Annotated in this window: 25 protein-coding genes and 2 pseudogenes; 10 read left to right on the top strand and 17 right to left on the bottom strand. The window is 61.7% G+C overall.

Translation table 11 applies throughout. The annotated features are described in order from the left end of the window. Positions 1-614: 614 nt before the first annotated feature. From ASG57_RS15380 to ASG57_RS15330, 11 genes and pseudogenes are all read right to left on the bottom strand, one after another. Positions 615-1571 (bottom strand): Vgb family protein, encoded by a 957-nt coding sequence (locus ASG57_RS15380; protein ID WP_502690793.1) that lies wholly within the window; start codon positions 1569-1571, stop codon positions 615-617. 115 nt (positions 1572-1686) lie between these two features. Then, positions 1687-2244 (bottom strand): peroxiredoxin-like family protein, encoded by a 558-nt coding sequence (locus tag ASG57_RS15375; protein ID WP_349510057.1) that lies wholly within the window; start codon positions 2242-2244, stop codon positions 1687-1689. Positions 2245-2375: 131 nt separating this feature from the next. Beyond that, the gene (locus ASG57_RS15370; RefSeq protein ID WP_057196729.1) at positions 2376-3047 is read right to left on the bottom strand and encodes an NrsF family protein; all 672 of its coding nucleotides are present in this window, start codon (positions 3045-3047) and stop codon (positions 2376-2378) included. After that, positions 3044-3670, bottom strand: a complete 627-nt coding sequence (locus ASG57_RS15365; protein ID WP_057196781.1) for a sigma-70 family RNA polymerase sigma factor — start codon at positions 3668-3670, stop codon at positions 3044-3046. Before ASG57_RS15365 ends, ASG57_RS15370 begins: the two co-directional genes overlap by 4 nt. A gap of 58 nt (positions 3671-3728) precedes the next feature. Further along, positions 3729-4230, bottom strand: a pseudogene (locus ASG57_RS15360) (DoxX family protein). Continuing rightward, positions 4227-5012, bottom strand: coding sequence for an HvfC/BufC N-terminal domain-containing protein (locus ASG57_RS15355; RefSeq protein ID WP_057196728.1), 786 nt, complete (start codon positions 5010-5012; stop codon positions 4227-4229). The pseudogene ASG57_RS15360 and the gene ASG57_RS15355 overlap by 4 nt, the downstream one beginning before the upstream one ends. After that, positions 4996-5883 (bottom strand): MNIO family bufferin maturase, encoded by an 888-nt coding sequence (bufB, locus tag ASG57_RS15350; protein WP_057196727.1) that lies wholly within the window; start codon positions 5881-5883, stop codon positions 4996-4998. The genes ASG57_RS15355 and bufB overlap by 17 nt, the downstream gene beginning before the upstream one ends. Before the next feature lie 65 nt (positions 5884-5948). Beyond that, positions 5949-6275, bottom strand: coding sequence for a BufA1 family periplasmic bufferin-type metallophore (gene bufA1, locus ASG57_RS15345; protein WP_057196726.1), 327 nt, complete (start codon positions 6273-6275; stop codon positions 5949-5951). Between the two features lie 230 nt (positions 6276-6505). Continuing rightward, positions 6506-8824: a bifunctional organomercurial lyase/mercury(II) reductase MerBA gene (merBA, locus tag ASG57_RS15340; protein ID WP_057196725.1), complete on the bottom strand. Its 2319-nt coding sequence runs from the start codon at positions 8822-8824 to the stop codon at positions 6506-6508. Positions 8825-8861: 37 nt separating this feature from the next. Further along, a complete protein-coding gene (locus ASG57_RS15335) occupies positions 8862-9125 on the bottom strand; it encodes a heavy-metal-associated domain-containing protein (protein ID WP_502690792.1) in 264 nt (87 codons plus the stop codon). A gap of 48 nt (positions 9126-9173) precedes the next feature. Next, on the bottom strand, positions 9174-9590 hold the full coding sequence (locus ASG57_RS15330) for a mercuric transporter MerT family protein (protein WP_057196723.1): 417 nt from the start codon (positions 9588-9590) through the stop codon (positions 9174-9176). 83 nt (positions 9591-9673) lie between these two features. Between ASG57_RS15330 and ASG57_RS15325 the strand changes: the two genes are divergently transcribed. The 4 genes from ASG57_RS15325 to ASG57_RS15315 all read left to right on the top strand — a co-directional run bounded on the left by ASG57_RS15325 (position 9674) and on the right by ASG57_RS15315 (position 11873). Then, on the top strand, positions 9674-10102 hold the full coding sequence (locus ASG57_RS15325; protein ID WP_057196722.1) for a MerR family transcriptional regulator: 429 nt from the start codon (positions 9674-9676) through the stop codon (positions 10100-10102). 251 nt (positions 10103-10353) lie between these two features. Beyond that, on the top strand, positions 10354-11085 hold the full coding sequence (locus ASG57_RS15320) for a DUF3179 domain-containing protein (RefSeq protein ID WP_197433661.1): 732 nt from the start codon (positions 10354-10356) through the stop codon (positions 11083-11085). Beyond that, positions 11019-11324 (top strand): DUF3179 domain-containing (seleno)protein, encoded by a 306-nt coding sequence (locus tag ASG57_RS39660; RefSeq protein WP_197433662.1) that lies wholly within the window; start codon positions 11019-11021, stop codon positions 11322-11324. The genes ASG57_RS15320 and ASG57_RS39660 overlap by 67 nt, the downstream gene beginning before the upstream one ends. Before the next feature lie 315 nt (positions 11325-11639). Further along, positions 11640-11873 (top strand): hypothetical protein, encoded by a 234-nt coding sequence (locus ASG57_RS15315; RefSeq protein WP_057196721.1) that lies wholly within the window; start codon positions 11640-11642, stop codon positions 11871-11873. 231 nt (positions 11874-12104) lie between these two features. Here ASG57_RS15315 and ASG57_RS15310 read toward each other — a convergent pair whose 3' ends face one another. The 5 genes from ASG57_RS15310 to ASG57_RS15290 form a co-directional block, all read right to left on the bottom strand. Beyond that, entirely contained in the window at positions 12105-12800 is a 696-nt protein-coding gene (locus ASG57_RS15310) for a cytochrome c biogenesis CcdA family protein (RefSeq protein WP_230646664.1), read from the bottom strand. After that, positions 12800-13048 (bottom strand): thioredoxin family protein, encoded by a 249-nt coding sequence (locus ASG57_RS15305; protein WP_230646663.1) that lies wholly within the window; start codon positions 13046-13048, stop codon positions 12800-12802. Before ASG57_RS15305 ends, ASG57_RS15310 begins: the two co-directional genes overlap by 1 nt. 15 nt (positions 13049-13063) lie before the next feature. Then, positions 13064-13483 carry a heavy metal-responsive transcriptional regulator gene (locus ASG57_RS15300; RefSeq protein ID WP_057196718.1) on the bottom strand — a complete coding sequence of 140 codons (420 nt, stop codon included), beginning with the start codon at positions 13481-13483 and terminating at the stop codon, positions 13064-13066. A gap of 70 nt (positions 13484-13553) precedes the next feature. Next, complete coding sequence (locus ASG57_RS15295; RefSeq protein WP_057196717.1) at positions 13554-16010, bottom strand: heavy metal translocating P-type ATPase; 2457 nt, start codon at positions 16008-16010, stop codon at positions 13554-13556. Positions 16011-16053: 43 nt separating this feature from the next. Next, entirely contained in the window at positions 16054-16281 is a 228-nt protein-coding gene (locus ASG57_RS15290; RefSeq protein ID WP_057196716.1) for a heavy-metal-associated domain-containing protein, read from the bottom strand. Positions 16282-16477: 196 nt separating this feature from the next. On the opposite strand from ASG57_RS15290, the pseudogene ASG57_RS36755 reads away from it, so the two are divergent. The 5 genes and pseudogenes from ASG57_RS36755 to ASG57_RS15270 all read left to right on the top strand — a co-directional run. Beyond that, positions 16478-16651: pseudogene (locus ASG57_RS36755) on the top strand (NrsF family protein); the annotation flags it as partial. Positions 16652-16764: 113 nt separating this feature from the next. Continuing rightward, the gene (locus ASG57_RS15285) at positions 16765-17013 is read left to right on the top strand and encodes a hypothetical protein (protein ID WP_057196715.1); all 249 of its coding nucleotides are present in this window, start codon (positions 16765-16767) and stop codon (positions 17011-17013) included. 104 nt (positions 17014-17117) lie between these two features. Next, the gene (locus tag ASG57_RS15280) at positions 17118-17399 is read left to right on the top strand and encodes a hypothetical protein (protein WP_061026838.1); all 282 of its coding nucleotides are present in this window, start codon (positions 17118-17120) and stop codon (positions 17397-17399) included. Between the two features lie 252 nt (positions 17400-17651). Next, positions 17652-18176: a class I SAM-dependent methyltransferase gene (locus ASG57_RS15275; protein WP_057196713.1), complete on the top strand. Its 525-nt coding sequence runs from the start codon at positions 17652-17654 to the stop codon at positions 18174-18176. A 68-nt stretch (positions 18177-18244) separates the two neighbouring features. Continuing rightward, entirely contained in the window at positions 18245-18943 is a 699-nt protein-coding gene (locus ASG57_RS15270) for a c-type cytochrome (RefSeq protein ID WP_057196712.1), read from the top strand. Positions 18944-19429: 486 nt separating this feature from the next. On the opposite strand, the gene tnpC is transcribed toward ASG57_RS15270, so the two are convergent. After that, the gene (tnpC, locus tag ASG57_RS15265) at positions 19430-21019 is read right to left on the bottom strand and encodes an IS66 family transposase (protein ID WP_057196711.1); all 1590 of its coding nucleotides are present in this window, start codon (positions 21017-21019) and stop codon (positions 19430-19432) included. A gap of 542 nt (positions 21020-21561) precedes the next feature. Between tnpC and ASG57_RS15260 the strand changes: the two genes are divergently transcribed. Further along, complete coding sequence (locus tag ASG57_RS15260) at positions 21562-23082, top strand: recombinase family protein (protein ID WP_230646662.1); 1521 nt, start codon at positions 21562-21564, stop codon at positions 23080-23082. Positions 23083-23095: the final 13 nt, after the last annotated feature.

Below are 23095 nucleotides of genomic sequence, written 5' to 3'. Positions count from 1 at the left end.
AGCAAAAAGATGGAGTGACTAGCTCAAGTTGCCTCGCATGTTGGGCGGTTCGATAATCGATCAACGTTCACGAGTGTGGCGAAGCTGACCGCCTGGACTACGACCCAAGGTTTTGAAATCCGGCCATTGTAACCTGACGCGGGGCCGTATCGCGATCATGGCTGTCGCGATCGTTGGGAATCTGCCGCTGCTGATTGTTTACGCTGACGACAGAGTGGGATCCGCGATCATCGCGGCGACTACGATCAGCGGCACCATGGTGATGGGGCTGGCGCCCGTATCCTGCTGTCTGGGATTCCGTCTGCAGGATCCACGAGCTTTCGTCTTGCGTTTTGGCCCGGTCTCATCATCGCCGTACTAGGGTCGATCGAAACGTTCGCTCATCTGAGCATTTTTCCAGCGAATCTCGCTCTCGGTCAAGGCAAACACGCCCGGACCTTCGTCTCAATGCATGTGGGCTATTGGCACGTGCGGCTTTCTTGCAGGCGCATTGCTGCGGCGCACGACCCGCGGCCGGGTAGGCGCAGTACAGCTCAGCTCTAGTGGCTGAGCCCGCCGCAGACCGCAAACGGGCTCGCAGCGAGAGTTCACGACATTGCACGCCGTTGTGACGATCAGGGAAGCACCAGGCGTCCGACTCTGCTCCCGTAGTACTCTGTGAACCATAGAGCGCCGTCTGGTCCAGCCGTGATGCTGTGGGGTCCGCTACCGTCCGAGGGGACCGCAAATTCGCTGACCAGGCCGGTCGTCGTGATCCGGCCGATCTTGTTGCCGATCACACAGCGCGAACCTCGCTTGCGAACGCAACTGGCCTCAGTAAACCACAAGGCGCCGTCCGGTCCCGTTGTGATCCCGAACGGCTGCGCATTGGGATCGGGAAGCGCGAATTCGGTGATTTTGCCGTCGGTGGTAATTCGTCCGATCTTGCCGCTGAGGGATTCGGTGAACCACACCGCGCCATCTGGCCCCCTCGTTATGCCTTCGGGGCCACTGTTCTCCGTCGGGATCGTGAACTCGGTGACCGTGCCTTCCGTCGTCATCCGCCCGATTTTGTCACGAGCATCCGTGAACCACAGTGCGCCGTCTGGTCCGGCCGTGATCGCGCGAGCCTTCATCGGGATGACGGCGAATTCGGTGACCTCGCCGGTCGTCGTGATCCGTCCGATCTTGCCGCCAGCTCCATCGGTGAACCACAAGGCGCCGTCTTTCCCGCTCGTGATGCCAAGCGGTCCAGCCGGCCCGGGGACCGCGAATTCGACGACCAGCAGATTTTCAGCCGTGGCCGTCGCCGGAATGCGCCCGATCTTCTTCGAGGTAAAGTTAGTGAACCACAGCGCGCCGTCTGGTCCCGTTGTAATGGCATTCACGACGCCGCCCCCCTTGATCGGAAACTCGGTGAGCTCGCCATCGGTGGTAATTCGCCCGATCCGGCCCGCCGCCTCGGTGAACCACAGCGCACCGTCCGGTCCTCTCGTAATTGCGGAGGGACGGCTGGCGGCAGTAGCTAGAACGAACTCGGTGATCGTGTGGGCAGCAGCAGGAATCGGTCCCGCAGCCAACTGGAGGGCCACCGTCGGCAAGAACCAAGCGAAAGCAATTCTCATGGCCTTCTCCGTCTAGGAGGGCCTCGCGCCGAGGCGCGATCTCACGAGGCCGCCCTGCCGGGTCGGCGTGAAATCAGCTTCTCTACACGTCCGTGGCTTCACCGCGGGCCGGGTAGTTGTTCTTGAGGACATAGTCGATGGCCGCCAGAATATCGGAGAAATGCGGGCGCGCGAATGGCATGGTCTGGACACTGCCGAAGTAGAGCGTGCCATCCGGCCGTATCAAATAAAGCGCCGGTTCAGAGAAGCGCGCGGGCTCTTCGACACCGGTGGACGTCATTCCGCGCCCGGACGAAATGAACAATCCCCAGCGGCGCGCAAGAGCGAGGTCGAGGCCGTACCCGATGCGCAGCCGCGTCAATCCCCAGGTTTCTCTGGTCTGCAATGCCCGTTCTTTCGTGTCGGATGAGATCGCCGCCACGGCGACCCGGCGCCTGTCGAACTCGTCAAGCTTTGATTCCAGTTCCCGCAGCTGGGTCTTGCAAATTGGGCAATGCAAGCCGCGGTAGAACACGACAAGCGTGAACTGCGCCGGCTTCTCGCCTGCAAGGTCAAAGGAGCCGGCGGAGGCAATCTCGACGTGGAGCGGCGGTACAGGCTGCCGTGGAAACAGTGGCACGGGACTTGTCATGTTGGTCATCCTTTTCAAGGTGTTCAAGGCCGCGAGGGCAGAGCCTTGCGGCTTGTGAGCCCGCTTGGGTTCTTGCGTGACTATTTACTCGGCGAAGGGCTGCAGCTCGCGGAGCTCGCGCGATTGCGGCGCCAATGAGCTTAGTCCTTTGCATAAAGCGTTCGCGGCGCCACCCATCGGAACATTTTCCGGCCGAACACGCCCGCGAGCCCAACAAACAGCACCGCCGTGCCGAAGTTCCACAACAGGATCATCACGGTCGCATCGATGACGTGGAATAGCGACAGCGCCGTCGCCGTGATCGCGGCGACGGCCAGGCTGCCCATGAAGGCGACGGCGGTGGGGCGGAGCGGCGCGGCGTAGCGCAGCATCACCAGCATCGCGAGCGATAAGGGCAGGCTGGTGAGCACGAGCGTGGCGAAGCAACGCGCGGCTTCGCCAAGGCTTATGCCGTCAGGTCCGATCGCAACCCATTGCGTTAGGCACTGATAGCCGACGTTCGAAAGCCACAGGATCAGCGCGGGGATCGGCAGCAGGAGCCAGAGCCGTGACCGGTCGGGGAGGCTGACCAGGAAGGCCGCGATGGCGGCGAGTACGCCTGTCAGAGCCGCGGCCGCCATGCCGACGACAAAGGCTGGCTCCTGCAGCCGCTGGACCAGGTCGGGGCGAATCCCCTGGTTGACGGCCAGCAGCGTCAGGACGACCGCTGCAAGCAGGAGCCAGCATGCCGCCCGCATGACCGGCGGTCGCAACCGCCGCACCGGCGTGGCATTTGCCGCTAGGGAAGCAATGAGATCGGGTGTCTTGATCACGGTTCGCTCCGATCGAGCAGCTTTCTCCGCAGGCTCTTCAGCGCGCGATGGGCGTTCACCTTGAGGGACGTGACGGACATGCCGCTCAATGCTGCCGCCTCCTTTAATGACAACTCCTTGAGCTTGAGCAACCGGAGCGCATTCTGCTGGGCAGGAGGGAGGTGATCGACCATGCCCTCGAGCGCTCGCTCGTCCGGTCTCTCTTCGAAGTTCGCTGCAGGCTCGCAAAAGGTTTCATGCTCGGCGGTCAAAGGTATTTCTCTGCTGCGGCCCTGACGGCGCAGCCGATCAATGAAACGCCGGTTGGCGATTGCGACCAGCCACGGCGCGAAGGGCCGGGCTGGATCGTAGGTCTGCCGGATCGAATGGACGGTCAAAAGAACGTCCTGAACCGAATCCTCGACATCGCTGGGGTCATGGTGCCGCCGCGCCGCAAGAGAACGCAAATACGGCGTGATTTCCTGCAGCAGCCGGTGATAGGCGGCTCGATCCCCTTCCTGGGCACGGGCCATCAGGATGGACCAGTCGACATCCCTGGCGACCGAGCCTGTTGGGTGCGGGCCGCTGTCGTCCTTTCCGACGAGCCTGAGCGACGGTCCAGGGTTGCGAGAGTCGTGCGTCATGGCCCAGCACTCCGGTGGGCCCGGCGCAGACATGACGCTGACCAACGCCTCGCCGGCATCAGGTTCCTCCGTGCACCCAGGGTCGAGGCAGCCGCTCAAGCAAATGGTCGAGGGAGAGCGCTCCGGGGCCGAGCGCAATAATGGCCAGCGCCAGGCCCGCCCAGGGAAGGTGAAAATTCGCCCACCCCTCTGGCACCACGAGCTGGATCACTCCGGTCATGACCAGGAGAGCCAGCGCCGAAAAGCGGGTCGCAAGACCGATAACAAGCAGAACGGGCAGCACGATCTCTGCGACCGTCGAGGTAGGCGACTGCAGTCGGGAAGGGCAAGTCGTAAGCCTGGCCAAGAATATGCAGCTTGAATTCGTCCTCGAACAGAAACTCGGCAGCCGGTGAAAGCGAGAGAAATCCGTCCCACTTTGTCAATCCGGATTTGAAGAAGGGCACGGCGAGTGCGATCCTCAGCATCGGCGGAGCCGCCACCTGAGCGGCGCGAGCGAGCCAGTCCGCAAGCTCGCGGACGGCGTTCTCGATCGTTGCGATGGTCGCGTGCGGGATCATGTTGGGTTCTCTTGCGCAAGGCTGTAGCTGACGATGGCGCCCGCGCGCATAAGATCGGAGAGGTTTGCCGAGAGATCGAAGCGGGGATTTGCGATCAACGCTGCCCCCAGTGCGGCGAGCACGGGTCTTCCGCCGCTCAGTGCCCGGATGAATTCCAGGCTGCCCTTGGGGATCAGGCGAACCTCAACGACGGCCGCGGGGCGAACGATCAGCGCATCCTCGCCGCCGGCGGCCAGATCGACCGGAGCCGGGACGCCGTCGGCAACGTTCATCTGCCAGATCGTCAGCGCCGGAAATTGCGAGCGGACCACGCGAAGCGAAGGGTGACGCTCAAGCTGGATCGCGGGCAGCTGGTCGGGGGCGACGGCGTTGAACACACTGGGGTCGATCGGCGAAGCCTCGGGCGCGTGATAAGCCTCCGTCCAGGCGCGCTCGATGCGTGCAACGTCTTCCAGGTAGGGCAGCACGGCAGCCGGCTCGAAGCTCCGGATGAAATCCGGCAATCCTGCGCCATAATCCAGCATGATTGGCGAGCGCGGCGGCTGGACCCTGACATACACTCGTGCCATGGCGCGAAAGAACTCGGCGCCGACTATGCGGTGCACAGCCGGGAATGCGTCTGCCAGCGCCTCGATCAGGCTGACCACGACATTGTTGCGATAGATGGCGAACCGCTTCGGATCCGGTTCACCGTCTGGATCGACAAGACCATGGGGCGTCGGAAGCCCTGGATCCAGCAGAGCCGCCGCGAAATCGCGTTGTCTCTCAGCGAGCTGCCGCACGACGCACGGCCTCCGATTTGGTTGCGAGCATGATCGCCTCGGCGCGCTCGGCCTCTTGCTGGAGCACGGGCCAAGCCGGCACGTCCGCGTCCCATTCGATCAACGTGGGAAGGGGACCCGTAAGCCGGACCGTATGGTCATAGAGATCCCACACGATCTCGTCGACAGGGCGATTATGGGTGTCAATCAGGAGTGGCCGGCCCTTGCCGTCGGCGTCTTTTGTGTGGCCGGCGAGGTGAATTTCCCGAATCTGCGTGAGCGGATACGCGTCGACATAGGCGTACGGATCCCATTGCTGGTTGGTCGAGGCGACGTAGACGTTGTTGACGTCGAGCAGCAGGCCGCAGCCAGTGCGCCGGACCACCTCGGCGATGAAGTCGATTTCAGAGTAGGTGCTTTCGGCAAAGGCGATATACGTCGATGGATTCTCCAGCAGCATCTGCCGTCCAAGGCAGTCCTGCACCTGTTCGACATGTTCGACGACGCGCGCGAGCGTCTCGGCGGTGTACGGCACAGGCAGCAAATCGTTGAAAAACCCGACATCATGGGATGACCAGGCCAGATGCTCTGAGAACAGGCCTGGTTCGTAACGTTCGATGAGTTGCTTGAGGCGTTGAAGGTGGTCCTTATCAAGCGGTCGATCGGCACCGATCGACAATCCGACACCGTGGAGCGAGAGCGGATAGTGTTCCCGAATAGCAGACAAATAGCGGTGCGGCGGGCCGCCCGCCCCCATGTAATTTTCTGCATGAACCTCGAAGAAGCCGATGTCCGGCCAGGTCTCGACGATCGTGCGGCAGTGCTCGGCCTTGAGTCCCACGCCTCCGCGCGGCGGAATGCGGTCCTTTGCGGGAGAAGATGAAAGCAGCACGGTAACCTCCGGACAAAGGGAGATGCGGGCAGGCGGCTGTGCAGCCTTCCCGATTTGACCTGCGATCAAGCCTTCGGCGTCAGGCTCCCTGGGCCCTTTGGCGTCTGCATGGTCGTGCACGTGCCCTTGGCTACGAGCTTGAACGCGTTGCCCTGATAATCCACCGTGCCGGTCGCGGCGCAGGTGGTGCCCGCCCCTGCTGCACAGTCGTTCTGAGCTTTGAGCGCGACGCCGTAGCACTTCTCCATCTTGCCGGCCTTAATTGACGCATCGGCATCCTTCATCATCTTTTCCATTTTTGGATCGGCCGCGGGCGCGGGCGTTGCCGCGAGCGATCCTACGGCTGCGGCAAAGGCTCCGGCGACGAGTGCGGATAGGGTGCGATTGGACATATCCATTCCTCCGAATGCGAGTTGGTGTGCGACCGCGCGCAGTCGCTATTGCGGCGCGCCAAGCTGGCCCGCCTATTCCTAAAATTCGTCAACGGACAAGAAAGGTTACGTCGGCCGGGAAACACATCGTCGAGAATGGATCGCAATCTCGAGGCCGGGATTGGAACCCGTTGGGTATGGGTAAGGTATACAGACGTTCTTCCGGACGACTCGAACGAATTCCTTCGGCGTTACGTGGCGCAGCAAGACAATTTGGAAACTTCCTTGGTGAACGACAGCGCTGCCAGTTTGAGACCTTCGACGGTCGTCAGGTAAGGAAAGATGGTGTCAACGAGATCTGCGACGGTGAGACCCTGGCGGATTGCCAGCGTAGCGGTCTGAATGCTGTCGGCGCCCTCCGGCGCCAGGATATGTGCGCCTATTAGTCGGTCGGTCCTTGCATCCGATACCAACTTGAATAGCCCGCGGGTGTCGCGGGCGGCCAGTGCGCGCGGCACCTGGTCAAGACCGATCGTGGCAACGCGCACATCGTACCCTGCATCACGCGCCGCTTTTTCGGTGAGACCAACGCTTGCCACCTGCGGGTCGGTGAACACGATGGCCGGCATCGCGCGACTGTCGTAGCTCAGGCGATCGCCTCTTAGAGCATTGATTGCAGCAAGCCTGGCGCCATAGGCGGCCATGTAGACGAACTGGTCGCGACCAGTCACGTCACCGGCGGCGTAGACGCCGGCCCGGGTCGTGCGCATGTGCTCATCAACGGCGATTCCTCCCTTTGGGGCGGTAGCGATCCCGCACTCAGGCAACCCGAGCCCTTCGATATTGGGGGTGCGACCGGTCGCAATCAGCACCTGGTCGGCTTCAATTGTCATGTCTCGCCCGTCGCGCGTGGCCTTGAGAGAAATGCCTTCTCCGATGTTCCGGATCTCGCGGTAACCGACGCCGGCGATCACGCTAATTCCCTCAACCTCGAAATAGCGCGAGAGCGCAGCGCCTATCTCGGGCTCTGCTTCCGGGAGCAGGTGGGATCGGCACACCAGTGTCACTTTCACGCCGGCACGCGCGAACATCTGGGCGAGCTCGGCCCCGACATAACCGCCGCCGACCACGAGCAGCGAGCGCGGCAAGCTTTCGAGATCGAGTGCCGTCGTACTGGTCAGGTATGGCACGGCCTCAAGGCCGGAGATTGCGGGGATCGCCGGACGCGCGCCGGTTGCAATGATGATCTTGCTGGCAGGAAGATGCATTCCGTCGACCTCCACCCCATCCTCCACGAGGCGTGCCCGACCCTGGCGAAAGTCGATGTTGGGGTAAGCCGGAAGCAGGTCCACGTATTTGGCCTGACGCAATTCGGCGACGAGCGTGTCCTTCTGGTGAACCGTTGCCCGCCAATCGATCACGGCGGCTTGTGCACTGATCCCGGCAAAGCGGGCGGCCGCGCGTGTATTGTGTAGCTGCTCCGCCGCACGGATCAGTGTCTTCGACGGGACGCAGCCCACATTGACACAGGTGCCGCCGATCGTTCCGCTACCGACAAGAGCAACGCGTGCGCCCTGTTCGGCGGCGGTGATCGCGGCTGAAAATCCGGCCGAACCGGCGCCGACCGCGACGAGATCATAGCCGCCGTCGATGCGCCCCAGGGGGCGGTCATAGCGATGCGTTTCGGGAGCGGCTTTCGAGAACGGTGGGATCGAATGCGGCTTGTCGCGCGATACGCTTTCGCGGTCGGCGCTGGATTCAGCATCGAGATTGGCGAGAATCGGATCAAACAGTGCTCGCGCCATCTGTAACGCTTCGTCCATCCGAAGCTGAATTCCGGGCTCGTCGGCGCAGCGCTCACGCCGCCACTTCGCGAGGTGGTCCACGGAACAGAAGAACGAGGTGTCGCGGCACAGAGACTCCGCCGCACATGCGCCGTGATACCGGACGCTTTGCCACACGACGGCTATCTCTGGGTCGACACGGGCGAGCTCCCGTCCGAGACCGCGCGTCGTGATCCGGATCGGCGCACTGCAATAACTGCAGCTTGAAGCGACGGTGACATCGCGCCTCGTCATCGCGCCAACGCCGAGCGCGTCAATCGCACACATCGCGTTAATGGTGCCACTGCTTAGGGTGACATGATGGCCGGTGTTCCGGTCAGTGAATGGGTACGCGCCGACGATTTTCCCGTTCTCGAGCACAACCAGATCGCGCTCACGAAGCTGTTCAAGCAGCCGGCGGACGGTTGACTCGCTTAGCGCCGCGCGCTCCGCGAGCTCGCACACCATGGGAGCCCGGCGCTGCTCCATGTAGAACTGGATCAGTATCACGCGGATACGGTCGATCAGGCGATCGCTCTCGCTCCAATCATCAAGCGCGTTCTTCGATCCCGCCATGACTTGAAGAACATCCTTGATGGCCAGCAGCGCATCTCTGGCTGCCTGCGACGTAACCAGCGACCAATCGGGAAATGTCACGCCGGGTCGCAGTGAGAACTGCGGCAGTGTGGCAGGACCGGAAAGCGTTTCTTGATCCCGAACCGAAGCAGATTTGCAGCATTCGCTCATGAGTTCGCCCCATCCTCCGAAATCCGCCCAAGGCAGCTCAGCTGCCTTGCTTTAGATGCGCCGGATACCCCGCATTCGAGCTTGCGGCCGCGATCGCTTCCGGAGTTGTCTGCACATCGTCGAAAGTCACGGTTGCGGTTTTGGCTTCGAACGACACCGTGACATTGGCGACGCCGCGAACCGCGGCCATCGATTTCTTCGCGATGTAGGGGCAAGAGGCGCAGGCCATATTGTCAACGGCGAACGTGACCGTTCGCTCGCCGGCAACGGCGGCCGTGGCCGACATGACCAAGGCGATCAACGCAATAACGGATGAGCTTCTCTTCATGGGAAAGCTCCTTTCCTTCTATCAGGTGCCGAGCAATAATGGGGCGACATAGTCGAAGCCAAAGGCGGCCAAGACGATGAGCGTCGCCATCCAGAGCGACAAACGGACGATGCGGGTGGATACCGGGCGCGTGCAGGCCGTGCCGTCCGCGCAGGCCTGGCCGGATTTCCAGTAAACCACGTAGAAGCCGTACCCGAGCATGCCGGCTGTTGCTGCGATGAACAGTGGCTTATAGGGAGCAAGCACCGTCAGCCTGCTGATCCAGGCGCCGCCAATGCCCAGGCTGAACAGGACGAGCGGCACGATGCAGCAGGAGGAGGCGGCCAACGCGCCGATTATCCCGCCGAATGCTACAAGACGCTGCCGTCCCAATTCGTGCTCCACTCTGCCAGATGCAGTCGGCACAGCCTCTTTTGTTCCAGCTCGTGAAGGAACCATTTCTACCTCTTTGCTTGGCAAAGCTTCGGGAACGGCGTAAGCATCCGCCCTGTAGCGACTACAGGGTCAACGGGCTTGGTCCAATGCGCGATCACACCAGGGTGAAGAGTATGCAGCGGGCGGAACTCGCTCAAAGAACCGGCTGCAACCTTGAGACGGTTCGCTATTACGAGAAGGTGGGCCTTCTGCCGGCGCCGCCGCGTACGCCCGCCGGGTATCGGAGCTACGACGCGACGCACGAACGTCGCGTGCGGTTCATTTTGCGGGCGCGCGAACTAGGGTTCGCCCTCGATGAAATCCGTGAGCTGTTGCATCTTGCCGACGAGCGCGACCAGCCCTGCGCCGATGTCCGCGCTGTCGCCGCGGCACATCTTAATGACGTGCGGGCCAAGCTCGCCGACCTGAGGCGGATGGAGCGGGTGTTGAAAGACGTTATTGCGCAATGCGGCAATGGTACCCAACCGGAATGCCCCCTGATGGAGACGTTATTCCGGGAACGGGCGAGCCGTTGATTTCAACAGGCAACGATCACCTCGGCCAGCTGAGCAACCGACCGGTCACACCTGACCTGACCTTTCACGACGGAAGAGGTCAGGGCACCCGGTAACCTCCTCAGGGGATCGAGCGAACATTTTGGTGACGAGGTTGCGGCGCGCTCGGCTAAACCATGAGAGTCCTTGGCGGCGTGTCATCAGGTTTCCATACTTACGCCGTGCTGGCGGTGGCGACGCTTGCGGCCTCGTTTGCTACAGCGAACAGATCCATGGCCGAGCCAGCAAGCTGGCGGGCTGAGTGGCCTCGCACTGATTTTTCGCGACACACTGTTCCTCTGCAAGAGATCAAGTCGGGCGGGCCACCGAAGGACGGTATTCCGCCGATCGATGCCCCCCGTTTCGAGCGGCTTAGCAATGGTGCCGCATCCGGGTGGGCCGCGCGCATTGTGGACACCGAGCCGGTGATTTCGCTTGCTATCCGCGACGATGCGCGAGCCTATCCGCTGAGCGTTCTGATCTGGCACGAAATCGTGAACGATCTCATCGGCGGCACGCCGGTCGCCGTGACCTATTGCCCGCTCTGCAACGCCTCGCTCGTTTTTGACCGCGCGCTGGAGAATCGCGTCCTCGATTTCGGCACAACAGGAAAACTCCGAAACTCGGATCTTGTGATGTACGACCGTCAGACCGAGAGCTGGTGGCAACAATTCGCGGGCGATGCAATTGTGGGCGTCTTGAGCGGAAAACACCTTCGTTTGATTGCGTCGCGTGTAGAAGCCTTCAGTCGTTTTCGCCAGCGTTTCCCCAATGGGCAAGTGCTGATCCCAAACGATCCCCGCGCGCGCAACTACGGCAGGAATCCCTATGTTGGATACGACGCAAACGGCCAAAAGCCGTTCCTCTATGACGGCTCGTTGCCCGACGCATCGATCCGATGGAACGCGTCATCGCCGTCGAAACCAGGCCGGGGCATCGCGAGGCCTGGTCGCTTTCGCTGCTGAGAGAGCGCGGCACGATCGAAGCCGGCGATATCGTTCTGAAGTGGGAGGCCGGACAAACCTCTGCCCTAGACAAGGAGACCGTCGCGGGTGGCCGCGACGTCGGCAACGTAATCGTGCAGCGGCACGAGGGTGGCCGCTTCTCCGACATTCCCTACGACGTCACGTTTGCGTTTGCATTCTACGCCTTCAGGCCTGACAGCCCAATTCACAAGCGGACAATGGCTGGCCCAGGCAATTGAAGGCTAGCGATGAGGCTGGGCGTCGACGCCCGTACCGTTGTATGGTTTAGCCAAGTGCGCCGTGTCTATTGCGTAGGTAAGCGGCTTCACATCGCCGCGAGGAGCGTAACCTTTGCAGAAGCCGCTCCGAACTGATCAATAGAAGTGCATCACGCACTTCAAACGGTTCTCGACCCACTCTCGCTTAGAGCTTCTTGAGCGTTGAGGAGCGCAGACATGAGAGTCCGCGCGTCATCACCGATCGGACGGACCTGCCCGAGCTGTTCTTCGAGGATTTGCGAATTTTCGCCACTGATCGATGCATGGAGAAGAGCCATGCCCAAACTCACAATTCTCAGTGCGGCGACCATTCTGTTGATGATGGCGGCAACGCCGGTATTCGCACAGTCCTCGCAGTTCGCCCAACAGGAGCCGGGTGCATTCGCAGCGATGTATCCGAATGCAGGTATCCGGCATGCAGTCGTGCGCGCGCCGGCACACAGCCTGGCCGCGCTCGCGTACCTGCCGCCCGGCAAGAGCCACGCAAAGGGTCATGTAACGCGGCGCTAACGTCGTTTCACCAGCAACGGTGCCGGCCTCAGCTCCTGCAGCAAGGCCAACGAAGAGCATGCAGATCGAGGGATAGGCAATGGATCGGCCGCGTGCGCACTGCTAGATCATAGCCAGGGCACACGCTCGCAACGCGAAACTGGCTGGAGAAGTCGCGCGAAGAAGCAAGCTAGAATTTTTGCTCGGCATTGCACTTGGCGTCACATAGACGACTCAACGGCCATTATCGGCTCATACCGCTAGTTCCGGTATCCAGACGTAAACCGCGTTCAGCATGTAGAGTCCCATCACGATTAGCGTGACCCCGCCGGCAATTTCGAAGCCGCGTCGATATCGCGAAAGGATCTTCAGGTTTTCAAGCCAGCCTACGGCGAACGCGCCAAGCGCGATGGGGATAGCTCGGCCAACAGCGAACGCCAATAGCAGGACGCTGCCTAGCACGGCCGAGCCGACCCCGGCTGTAACTCCAAGCAGCACGACCAGCGCGGGAGTGCATGCCGGACAAACGGCGAGCGCGAACGGGATCCCGAGAAGAAAGGCGCCCCATGCGGCAGTCGGACGGGTCGCCCGGAAGCCGAACGAAGGCAGCGGAATGCGGAGCCAACCAGCCCACATGAGGCCGAGCACAATCAAGAGAGGCCCCAGAACGAGACCCCATTCCCTTCCGGTGAGGTCGGCGGCCCACTTTCCTCCCAGGCCGGCCACGAAGCCGAGAAAGACATGGGTCACGACCATGCCAAGGATGAACAGCGATCCGAAGACAAAAGCTTGGCGCTTGTCCCGGCCCTTGGTCACGTATGCAAGTGAGACGGGAATGGAAGCCAGCGCAACGGGATTGAAGCTGAACAAGAACCCGGCAGCGAAAGCCACCCCGGCCGCCGCGAAGCCGGCATGTTCCACAGCTGTCCGCAATGATTCTGCGTCCATCACTTCCTCGATCCTCTTCGCTCGATGAGCTCTTTGCAAAGCTGGGCTTTGGTCGGCAGGGAGGTAAAGGCTACCTCGCCGTCGATCACGATTGATGGCAGCGTGATCACTCCCAAGGCGACGGCGGCATCCATGTTCTCGAGCACATTGACGTCACACCATTCGACGCCGCTCACAGTGTCCCGTGCCGCCGCGCGAAGCTCGGCCTGCCGATCCTCGCAGGCGGCGCAGCCGGGGCTATAGAACATCTCCACCTTCATAGCTCATTGCACCTTCTTAGAACCGTTGGCCCGCTCCAGTGCGGCGATGATCGTGCACTCCTGGACGGGTTGTTCTTCCTTTGCGCACTCGGCAATCAATTGATCGAGCGCCTTGGACATCGCTTTCATCGCCCGGATCTTGCTTTCGATCTGCAGCTTCTTCTCGATGGCTCGTGCGCGAACGTCCCCACAACAGGCCTTGTCACGGCTGCGCAACTCGAGAAGATCGCGGATCTCGGCCAGCGTGAAGCCGCACTGCTGGGCATGTTTGATAAAGTGGATGCGCCGGGCGGAATCGCGGTCGTACAGCCGGTAGCCCGCAGGACTTTTCCCCGCCGGGCTGATCAGGCCTTCCTGCTCGTAATAGCGAAGGGTGTCGTTGCTGACGCTGGTCAGGCCAGCCAATTTGCCGATCGTGATCATGCCGTGTCTCTCTGGAGGCCGTTTCTGAACCCTGGAGTATACTCCAGGGTCAAGCCCGTCGGGCGCGGCTTTAGGCCGATTGGCGTGCCGGAGCGTTCACGATCGGCTGACCGACGCTGCGGATTGCATCGAAGAACAGGCGCGGCGTTCCCCAAAGCGAATTGAAGAAGATCGCCGTGACGCTGACCGCCATCGCCACCATGGCCCACACGGGGTAGATCAGTCCGGTCGCCGCGATCGGGATCCCAATGCCATTGAACAGGAACGCGAGCGTGACGTTCTGGACCATCTTGCGGTAACTGCGGCTGCTGATCTCGCGGGCCTCCGGGAGCGCATTCAAGCGATTAGACAGGATGATGATGTCGGCCGACTCGATTGCGATGTCGGTTCCGCCGCCCATGGCGATGCCGACGTCGGCCTGCATGAGCGCCGGAGCATCGTTAATGCCGTCGCCGACCATCGCGACCCGGCCTGCGGCTTGAAGCCCGCGCACGATCGCGGCCTTGTCCTGCGGCAATATGCCGGCATGGACTTCGTCGATGCCGACCTCACGAGCGACCCATTGAGCCGCGCGCTCATTGTCGCCGGTCACGAGCGCGGTCCTGAGGCCCGCACGATGCAGGTTGCGGACTGCCTCGGCGGCATCGGTTCGGAGCGTGTCACCGAGCGCAATGATGCCCAAGGCGCGCCCGTCTCGCGCTACGCCAATAACCGTCAGCCCGTTCGTCTCAAGAGCCTCGACCTTTACAGTGACCGGTCTGAGGTCGATGGTCTGCCCCGCTAGAAAAAGCGGGTTGCCCACCACAACCTCGCGACCGCTGATTCGGGCGGTGATGCCTTTACCCGGCAAGGCCTCGAAGCTTTCAACGTCCGGGGGCGTCACGCCCCGCTCAAAAGCAGCCGTTACGATCGCCTGCGCTAGCGGATGCTCTGAAGAGGCTTCGGCAGCAGCCGCCAGGGCGAGCAGCTCGGATTCGGTCGTGCCAAGGGGCATGATCTCCCGCACGACCGGGCGTCCTTCCGTCAATGTGCCAGTCTTGTCGAGGACGATCTGCTCCACGAGACGGAAGCCCTGAAACGCTTCGCCTGTGCGCATCAGGATGCCGCGTTCCGCAGCCTGGCCCGCGCCGCGCACGATCGAGAGCGGGGCGGAAATGCCGACCGCGCAGGGATAGCCCATCACCAGCACGCTCAGACCGGCGAAGACCGCCCGCTCGATGTCAGGCTGGCCGCTGCTCAGCGAGGAGCCCACAAGCCAGCCGATCACCGCGAGCGCCGCTACCACGAGAACCGTGGGCGTATAGACGCGCAGCACCCGGTCGACGAGATGCAGGATGCCAGGTTTGAGCGCTCGCGCGTCCTCGACCTGCCGGATCACTTGACTGAGAAAACTGCCTTCGCCGAGCGCCGTGATCCTCACCAGCAGCGTCCCCGTGCCGTTGATGGAGCCGCCGACGACGGTAGCGCCTTCCGTTTTTTCGATCGGAATCGACTCGCCGGTCACAAGCGACTGGTCGACCCCGGAATGCCCGCTGACCACAACGCCGTCGGCGGGGATACGATCGCCAGGGCGGACCCGGACGAGATCACCGATCCTGACCGCTTCGAGGGGTAATTCCAACTCGGTGCCGCCACGCACCACTCGGGCAGTCTCAGGCTGCAGGTCCAATAGCCGTTTCACCGCCTGTGAGCTGCGGGTCTTCACGATCAGCGACAGCCATTCGGAAAAGATATGGTAGGTGCCGACCATCACCGAGACGGCAAAGAATGGTGCGGTGGGATAGTCAGGCCGGCCGAGGACGAGCCCGATGATGCCGCCCGCAATCCCTGCGAATGCTCCGATTTCCAGCAGGACATGCTGGTTGAGGATGCCCCTCCGTAAGGCCTGGATGGCCATGTGTAGGATATGCCGGCCGACGCCAAAGACGAGCAACAATGCCAACGCGCCGGTCAGCCATGGAGCAGCCTTCGTCAGGTAGCCCTGCAAATTCAGAAACAGCAGCGTCAGCGACATCGCCGCAAGCCCGGTGGCACTCGCGACCGCGATCCAGAATCCGGTCGACCGCAGCACCAGGAATACGAATGCCCCAAAGCTGAGACAAACAAGGGCCGGCAGAAATCCAATCCAGCCCACGCCCGGATCGGCGATGATCGGGATGGCTGCAACGCTCAGCACCACGGCAACGACGAAGCGCCGTGCCTCGTTCACAAGATCACGCTCTTCCTCCTCGTACGGCCTGAGCTTGCTGGGATCAGAGATGGTATACCCGATGTCGCGCAGCGTTTGCAGGAACAGCTCAGGGCGGGCAATAGAGGGATCGTATTCGACCAGGGCCTGCTCATGGGTCAAGCTCACGGCCACCTTATCAACGCCGGGCAGTCGCCCGAGCGCCTTCTCAATGGTGCCGGTGCAGAGGGAGCAATGCAGGCCGCCGATACGCGCGCGAATCTTGCGGCGATTGGGTCTCGCCGAGGGCTCCTCGCTCCATGGCGTGAAGGTGGAAGCAGTTCCTGTCGCGATAGTCATTGCGTTCTCTCCATTCCGCTCCGGCAACAGCATGGCTTAGCGGTCAGCTACCTGCCGTTTCGCGGGCCACGACGCGAAATCCGGGCTTTTGGATCAAGTTCACAAGGCGGTCTTCCCGAATGGATTGCGGATCGAACAGCACGCGCGCCCGCTGGTCAGCAAACGAGACGGACGCCATACGCACGCCAGGTTCCTTCTCGATTAGGCTTTGGATCGTCTCCGCGCATCCGTCGCAATTCATACCGTCAATTTTGAAGATCGTCGTTTTCATCACTGTTCCTCTTGCGGCGCCTGTCTCCAATGATCCGAGACTAACCCTTGGACCTAACTCCAAGGTCAAGCCCGCGAACGACTCGCTCGCGCTTCGAAAATCCACTCTCGCGTTCGTGCCCGCTCACATGGCTACGGTGATCTTCGCGACGGCTAGGCGATGCGGCGCGCTAGGCGTCCATATCGGAAGTCGGGGCCTTGTTCGCGCGGGCGCATTCAGCGGTCTCGTCGCAGGCGGCGTGAGCGCAATTGCTTACTCCCTTCACTGCACCGATGACTCGCTGCCCTTTGTCGCCCTCTGGTACGGGGGCACGATTGTGCTGTGCACACCGACAGGCGCGCTGCTTGGGCCGCGATTGCTGCGTTGGTGACAGGCACGGCTATGTGTTTCACGTCGGCGTGAGCTTGTAACCGCTGGGCGCCGGGCTCCGAACTCCTCATCAGAAGCGCAATAGCGCTTTTGAAACATGATGGAGCCGGAACAATGTTGAAGAAAACCCTTCTTGCGATCGGGCTTTTGGCGGGCCTGTCGGCAACCGCCCAGGCAGCCTCGACGATTTCAGACAAGAGCTATTGGCCGAGCGAGGCCACGCAAAGCGCGCAGAGCGGAGCGGTTGTCTCGCAGCACGATCTGAATTCTGCATTCGCCTACGATCACTCTGCGCCAGCACAGCCCACTGTGACCGCTGGTGGACCCACGTGGCGCTACCAGGGCGGTCCCAAATCCCGTTAGCTCTCGGGCAGGGGCTAATCTCCGTTGATTGGCCCCAACGCCCGAAGAATCGCCGGCCGCCACCTTTCCCTGCAAACGGATTTCGCTGCGAAGGAACAATCTTCATGGCCATAGCTATTATGAGAGCCGGGAATGCCCTGAATACATTGCGCGATGCCTTGAGCGACTATCTCGCTCGACATCGTCTGATTCTCTACCATTCGCTGGCTGGTGTTGTTGCCGGAGGTATCGCTTTCAACTGGCACTGGCTCACGGTCTCCGAGACTATTCGCCTGCTGACGGCGCTGCCCTGCATGCTGATGATGTTCAAATGCTTCAATTGCGGTACCCACCGATCAACGGACGAGGCGGTGTCGGCGGAAAGCCGCACAGCCCAGACAGGCTGATGACCAGGTCTGAACGAGCCGAAACGTTCTGGATCCAAATAGCCATCAGTACTGAACAGAGATGATAACCGGCCGCCTTCGGCCGGAAGGAGCAACGCATATGATGATGGATATGAGCGGCATGTCGACAGCGATGATGCTTGGGATGGGAGTGATCTGGCTCCTGATCCTTGCGTTCCTGGTGCTCGGGATCGCTGCATTCGTCAAGTACCTCCGTTCCTGACAAAGCGATCGAAGCAAGGAAGAATAGCAATGGGCTTTTATTCGCAATGGCTCTTCCCCCGCATCCTCGACCTCGCGATGAAGCAGAAGCAGATAGTGCGATTTCGCGAGCGGATCGGAGAAACCGCCGAGGGCAGCGTGCTCGATCTCGGCATCGGGTCGGGCGTGAACTTGCCATTCTACGGTTCTCGGGTCAGACGCGTGTACGGCATCGATCCCTCGCCAGAGCTCTTGAAGTTCGCGCGCGAACGGGCCCGCGATGCTGAGGCTCCCGTCGAGCTCGTGTGCGGCAGCGGCGAGGCTATGCCGCTTGAAAGCAAGAGCATCGATACCGTTGCCGTGACGTTCACGCTGTGCAGCGTCAGCGATCCCATCACGACGTTGGCCGAGGCGCGGCGTGTGCTGAAACCGGCGGCCGTTTGCTCTTCGCTGATCGCAAGCCCGACGATCTCTTGCGATCCGCCGGCTTCGTCATCGATACCGCTGGAAACCGGCTATTTGAGGGGGCCGCGTCCCATGGTCTTCGTCTACTCCGGCAGCGCGCGTCCCCTGTGAGATGGTACTTCTGGGTCGGCGCGCCTTAATCCGCCGAACGATGGGACTGGAAACCAGGGAGGTAATCCATGAAGGGCCACGCAATGGTGGCGTTCGCGGCAATTGTTCTTGGGTCACCTGCGATCGCGCAAACGGCCGATATGTCCCAAGGCCAGCAATTGTTCAGGGCGTGTGCGCCATGTCACTCGCTAGAATCCGACCGCAACATGACCGGGCCGAGCCTCGCTAGCCTCTGGGGCCGCAAGGCCGGCAGCTTGCCGAGCTTCGAGCGCTACTCCGATGCACTCAAATCCTCCGGTACCATCTGGGACGACCGCTCGCTCGACGGCTGGCTTACCGACCCGGACCGGATGGTGCCGGACAATGACATGCCGTTCAATGGAATCAAGGACGAGCGCGCTCGCGCGGATTTGCTGGCCTTCCTGAAGGAGGCAACCCGGCCGGGCGCGCCAAAGCAGCCGTGCAGGCTCCGCCCGGTGGCATGGGCGGGATGCGGTATCGCGCTCCTCCTTGTCTCGCAACGGCGAACGTATGTGCCAAAGCAGCTTCGGCCCTGCGTCTACAGCCTTGTTTGGTGTAGGAATCAAATTGGTATTCGTCCGCCGGCTGCAATTCGATCATCGTCCATAGAACAGAACAAATATGAGTGCCCTGGCGACCAAGCTGGTCCAGACCACCGATATCCGAAACAGCCAATCGTTTCGCGTTTTAAAATTCATCTGGGGAAGCTTGAATTTCAAGAGGCCGCACCGCTCGCTGACTGCTGAAGCCCAAGGCTTCCACCGGCGTACTGTAACACACATAACGAAGCGCAGCGACACAACGATCGTGGCAAGAGCTCGTGTTCTTTAACGCTTCAGTTTCGGTATTTCTGGCGGCCCTAAAAGCTCTTGGTCTCGAATGTCCGTCCTCAGGTGCGCTCGCAGGAGGCAGCAATCCGTCAGTCTGGACTTCATGTCTGCGCCTACGAACAAACTATATGAGCGACGACGAGTTCGCCGCGGCAAACAGGATGGAAAGGCTTCCACCCAGATTGCCACGCTAGACGACGAGCCGGTACTGCAGGTCCGTGCTCTCCAGGTGCTGGCGCATCTGGTGCATGAAGGGGTCGGCCTTCAGCGAGGGACCGGCCAGCTACCGCCGCGTAGAGCCTGAGCTGCTGCCGCTCGTTGAACCACTTGATCGCGGGGAATTACCTCCCGAGGCCTTTCCTGTCGCTCCCTGTGCCTCGCCGTAAGCGCTAAGCCGCCACCCTATGGACGCAGGCTTGACGCTTTGCGGAATCGCCACGGCATGAGGTCTTCGATTCTGCGATGGGGATGGCCGTCGATAATGGCCTCGAGTGTTTCGGCGATGTAGGCGGCCGGGTTGACGTCGCTGAGCTTGCAGGTGGCAACGATCGACGCAAGCAAGGCCCAATTTTCAGCCCCGACCTCATGCCCGGCGAAGAGCGCATTTTTTCTGGTCAAGCAGACTGGCCGGATGGCGTTCTCGACCGGATTGGTGTCGAGCTCGAGACGCCCATCATCGAGGAAGCGGGTCAGCCCTTGCCAATGATTGAGCGCGTGGCGGATGTCATCGGCGAGCGTCGAGCCGCTGGAGATCATCGACAGCTGTTTCTCGAACCACGGCTTCAACGCCTCGACGATGGGCAGCGAGTGCTCCTTGCGCGCGGCCAGCCTGATGTCCGGCGATGAACCGCGTACCATGGCTTCGATGGCGTAAAGCTGTGCGATCTGCCGGACGGCGGCCTCGGCGATCGGCGATTTGCTGTTGCGGGCCAATTTGACGAAGCGCCGGCGCAAATGGCTCCAACAATGCACGAGCGTCCACGGCCCTTGCCGTCGAGCGACTTCGCTGAGCCGGTCATAACCGTCATAGGCATCGCATTGCAGGAAGCGTCCGTTAAAGCCGTCCAGGAACTGTTCAGCGAAGGCGCCGCTGCGACCGGGGGCATATCGGAACAGCACGATCGGCGGACTTGGGCCGCTATGGCCGCGGTCGTCGGAGACGATCGCCCAGAAGTAGCCCTTCTTCGTTTGACCACGCCCGGGATCGAGCACCGGCGCCGTGGTTTCGTCCATGAACAGGCGATCCGCCGCTGCCAGATGGCGGCGCATGTGGTCGGCAACGGGTTGGAGATGGAAGCAGGCGCGGCCGGACCAATTGCCCAGGGTCGCCCGATCAAGCCGGATCCCCTGGCGCGCATAGATCTCGGCCTGACGGTAAAACGGCGTATGGTCGCCAAACTTGGAGACGATCACGTGCGCAATCGCCGCTTCGGTCGGTAGTCCACCAGGCACGACATGCTCCGGTGCGTGCGCCTGCACGACAGGGCCCGAGCAGCGGCGGCAGATGTATTTCGGGCGGCGTGTGACCAGCACGCGCCATTGCGCCGGGATCACGTCGAGCCGTTTGCTAACGTCCTCGCCGATCTTCGTCATGGCCCCGCAACCGCACGGACAAAGCGTGCTCGCAGGCTCGAGGATCCGCTCCACCTGCGGCAAATGGGCAGGCAAGCAGCCCCGATTACGATGACGGTCCTGATCCGATCCGGTGCGAGATCGGCCCCTGATGACCGCCGCAGCCTTCTCCTGTGCCGCATCCAGGACGCCTTGCGCGATCTCCACGTCTTCGAGTGGCAAATGATATTGATCTGGCCGCAGCTTCTCGGACTTCGCGCCGAACTTCTCGCGTCGCAATTCGCCGAGGATGATCTCCAGCCGACGCCGCGCTTCTTCCGAGGCCGCCAGCGCCCCCTGATGCTCGCTCAACGCCGCCTGGGTTTGCGCCAAAAGCGCTTTCAGTTGTTCATTTTCGTCGCGCAGCGCCGCGATGCTCATGCGCTATTTCGAGCACATCGCCGCCGCGTGTGCCACGATCAAAATAGCTGCCGAGTCATTCTGACGCAGTTATCCCGCCGCCTGCGGGCGCCGTGCTTCTTCCGGGCGGACCAGTCTCCAATCCAGACCTTCGAGCGAGGGCATCGGGAGATACCCATAAGAGTCACGATGACGTAGCCGCCGGCGAAGAGGTGGAAGTCGTTGATCCGCGTCATCCGCTTTATGGTCGGCGCTATCGATTGATCTCGATCGGCAAGGAGACGACCACACGTGGAGCGTGCAAGGAATCCTTTGCGCGTGTACATTACCGATTCGGTCTCACGCTTCTTCTGCCGCTCGGGGTGACGTGTCTTGAGCGGAACGGCTTGCTGCGCGCCGCGCCGACCAAGCTGAGCCTCGACGCGCTGCAGGACTTAATCGCGTTGGCCGAAGAGAGCGGGGGCACATGCCCATCGAACCTCGAGAGGTCTGGCGCAGTTTGCCGGAAATGCTCCGGCAGGCGATCGCAGAAGATCTCGGCCAAGTCCTGCGGGAGATGAGCGATGGGCTCAGAACTCGTCAAACCGGATCACCTGGACCGCAAAGCGGTGGTGTATGTCCGGCAGTCGACGCCACACCAAGTGATCACCAATCAAGAAAGCCTGAAGCTCCAGTACGCCCTCTCGCAGCGCGCTCGCGATCTCGGATGGCGCGAGGCGGACATCGATGTGATTGACAGCGATCTTGGGCAGAGTGGTGCTGCCGCAGCCCACAGGAAAGGGTTTAAGGACTTGGTTGCGCGCGTCACTCTTGGCGAGATTGGCCTTATCTTGTCGATGGACGTGACGCGCCTGGCGCGCAATTGTTCGGATTGGTACCCGCTGCTTGATGTCTGCGGGCACCGCCGTTGTTTGATCGCCGACCGTGATGGCATCTACGATCCCGGAACGCCCAATGGCCGCCTGCTCCTCGGTTTGAAGGGAACGATCTCAGAGCTAGAATTGCACACGATTAAAAGCCGGATGACCACTGGGCTTATGGCAAAAGCCGAACGCGGTGACTTGGCCTTGCAACTGCCGGCGGGCCTTGTCCGCGATCCTTCTGGGGTGGTCACCAAGGACCCCAATCTCGAGGTGCAGGGGCGCCTGTTGCTGCTCTTCGAGACCTTCCTGAAGGTGCGGACCGCCGCGCAAGTGATGCGGGCCTTTGTTGCACGCGGCTTGGCACTGCCTCGCCGCGACCGCCATGGCGATTTGCGCTGGCAACCGGCCACTGTCTCGGCCGTGACGGCGATCCTCAAGAATCCGGCCTATGCAGGCGCCTTTGTCTATGGAAGGACTTGGCAGAAGCCATCCCAAAGACCGGGAGAGCGTCCACAAAAATCTCCGCGTCGTGGAACGGACTGGAGGATCGTGGTGAGGGAAAAGTACCCGACCTATATCGATTGGGAGACCTTCGAGAAGATCCAGGCGATGCTGCGCGACAATCGGGCAGAGTACCAGCACATCGAGAGCCGTGGCATCCCTCGTGATGGAGCAGCATTGCTCCACGGCATCACCTATTGCGGCGAATGCGGACACAAGATGGCTGTGCGTTACAAGGGCGGCAGTCAATATGTCTGCAATCATCTCAAAATCCAGCGCGGCGCTCCGGAATGTCAGAACCTGCGGGCCGCACCGATCGACGCACAGGTTACAGCGGCATTCTTGGAGGCGGTGGCGCCGGCGGAAATCGATGCGTTGTCCAAAGCGCGCAAGACCCATCTGCAGTCCGAAAGAGCCCTACGGCACGCCGAGGAGCAGCAGATTGAGAGGCTTCGCTATCAAGCAGCCCTTGCTGAGCGCCAGTTCAATCGCGCTGACCCTGACAACCGGTTGGTCACCGGCGAGCTGGAGCGGCGCTGGGAAGCGGCCCTGTTGGAGCTGCGTCGAGCCGAGGAGGCGTTGGCCCAGCGCAAGGTGCCCAAGGCAAACGACCCCATAGGCGTTGCTCATGATCTGCGTGCCAAGGTGATCGGAAGGGCATCACTCGCAATGGGAAGCGGACAAAGTCCTGCCGGTCACGGTCCAGCGCATTCGGCTTAAACGCCGCCTAAAG

This window comes from Bradyrhizobium sp. Leaf396, from assembly GCF_001424605.1.
In the GTDB taxonomy this organism is placed as follows: Bacteria; Pseudomonadota; Alphaproteobacteria; order Rhizobiales; family Xanthobacteraceae; genus Bradyrhizobium; species Bradyrhizobium japonicum_C.
Note: the sequence above shows the minus strand (reverse complement) of the source record. Positions and strands in the feature narration are given on the sequence as shown.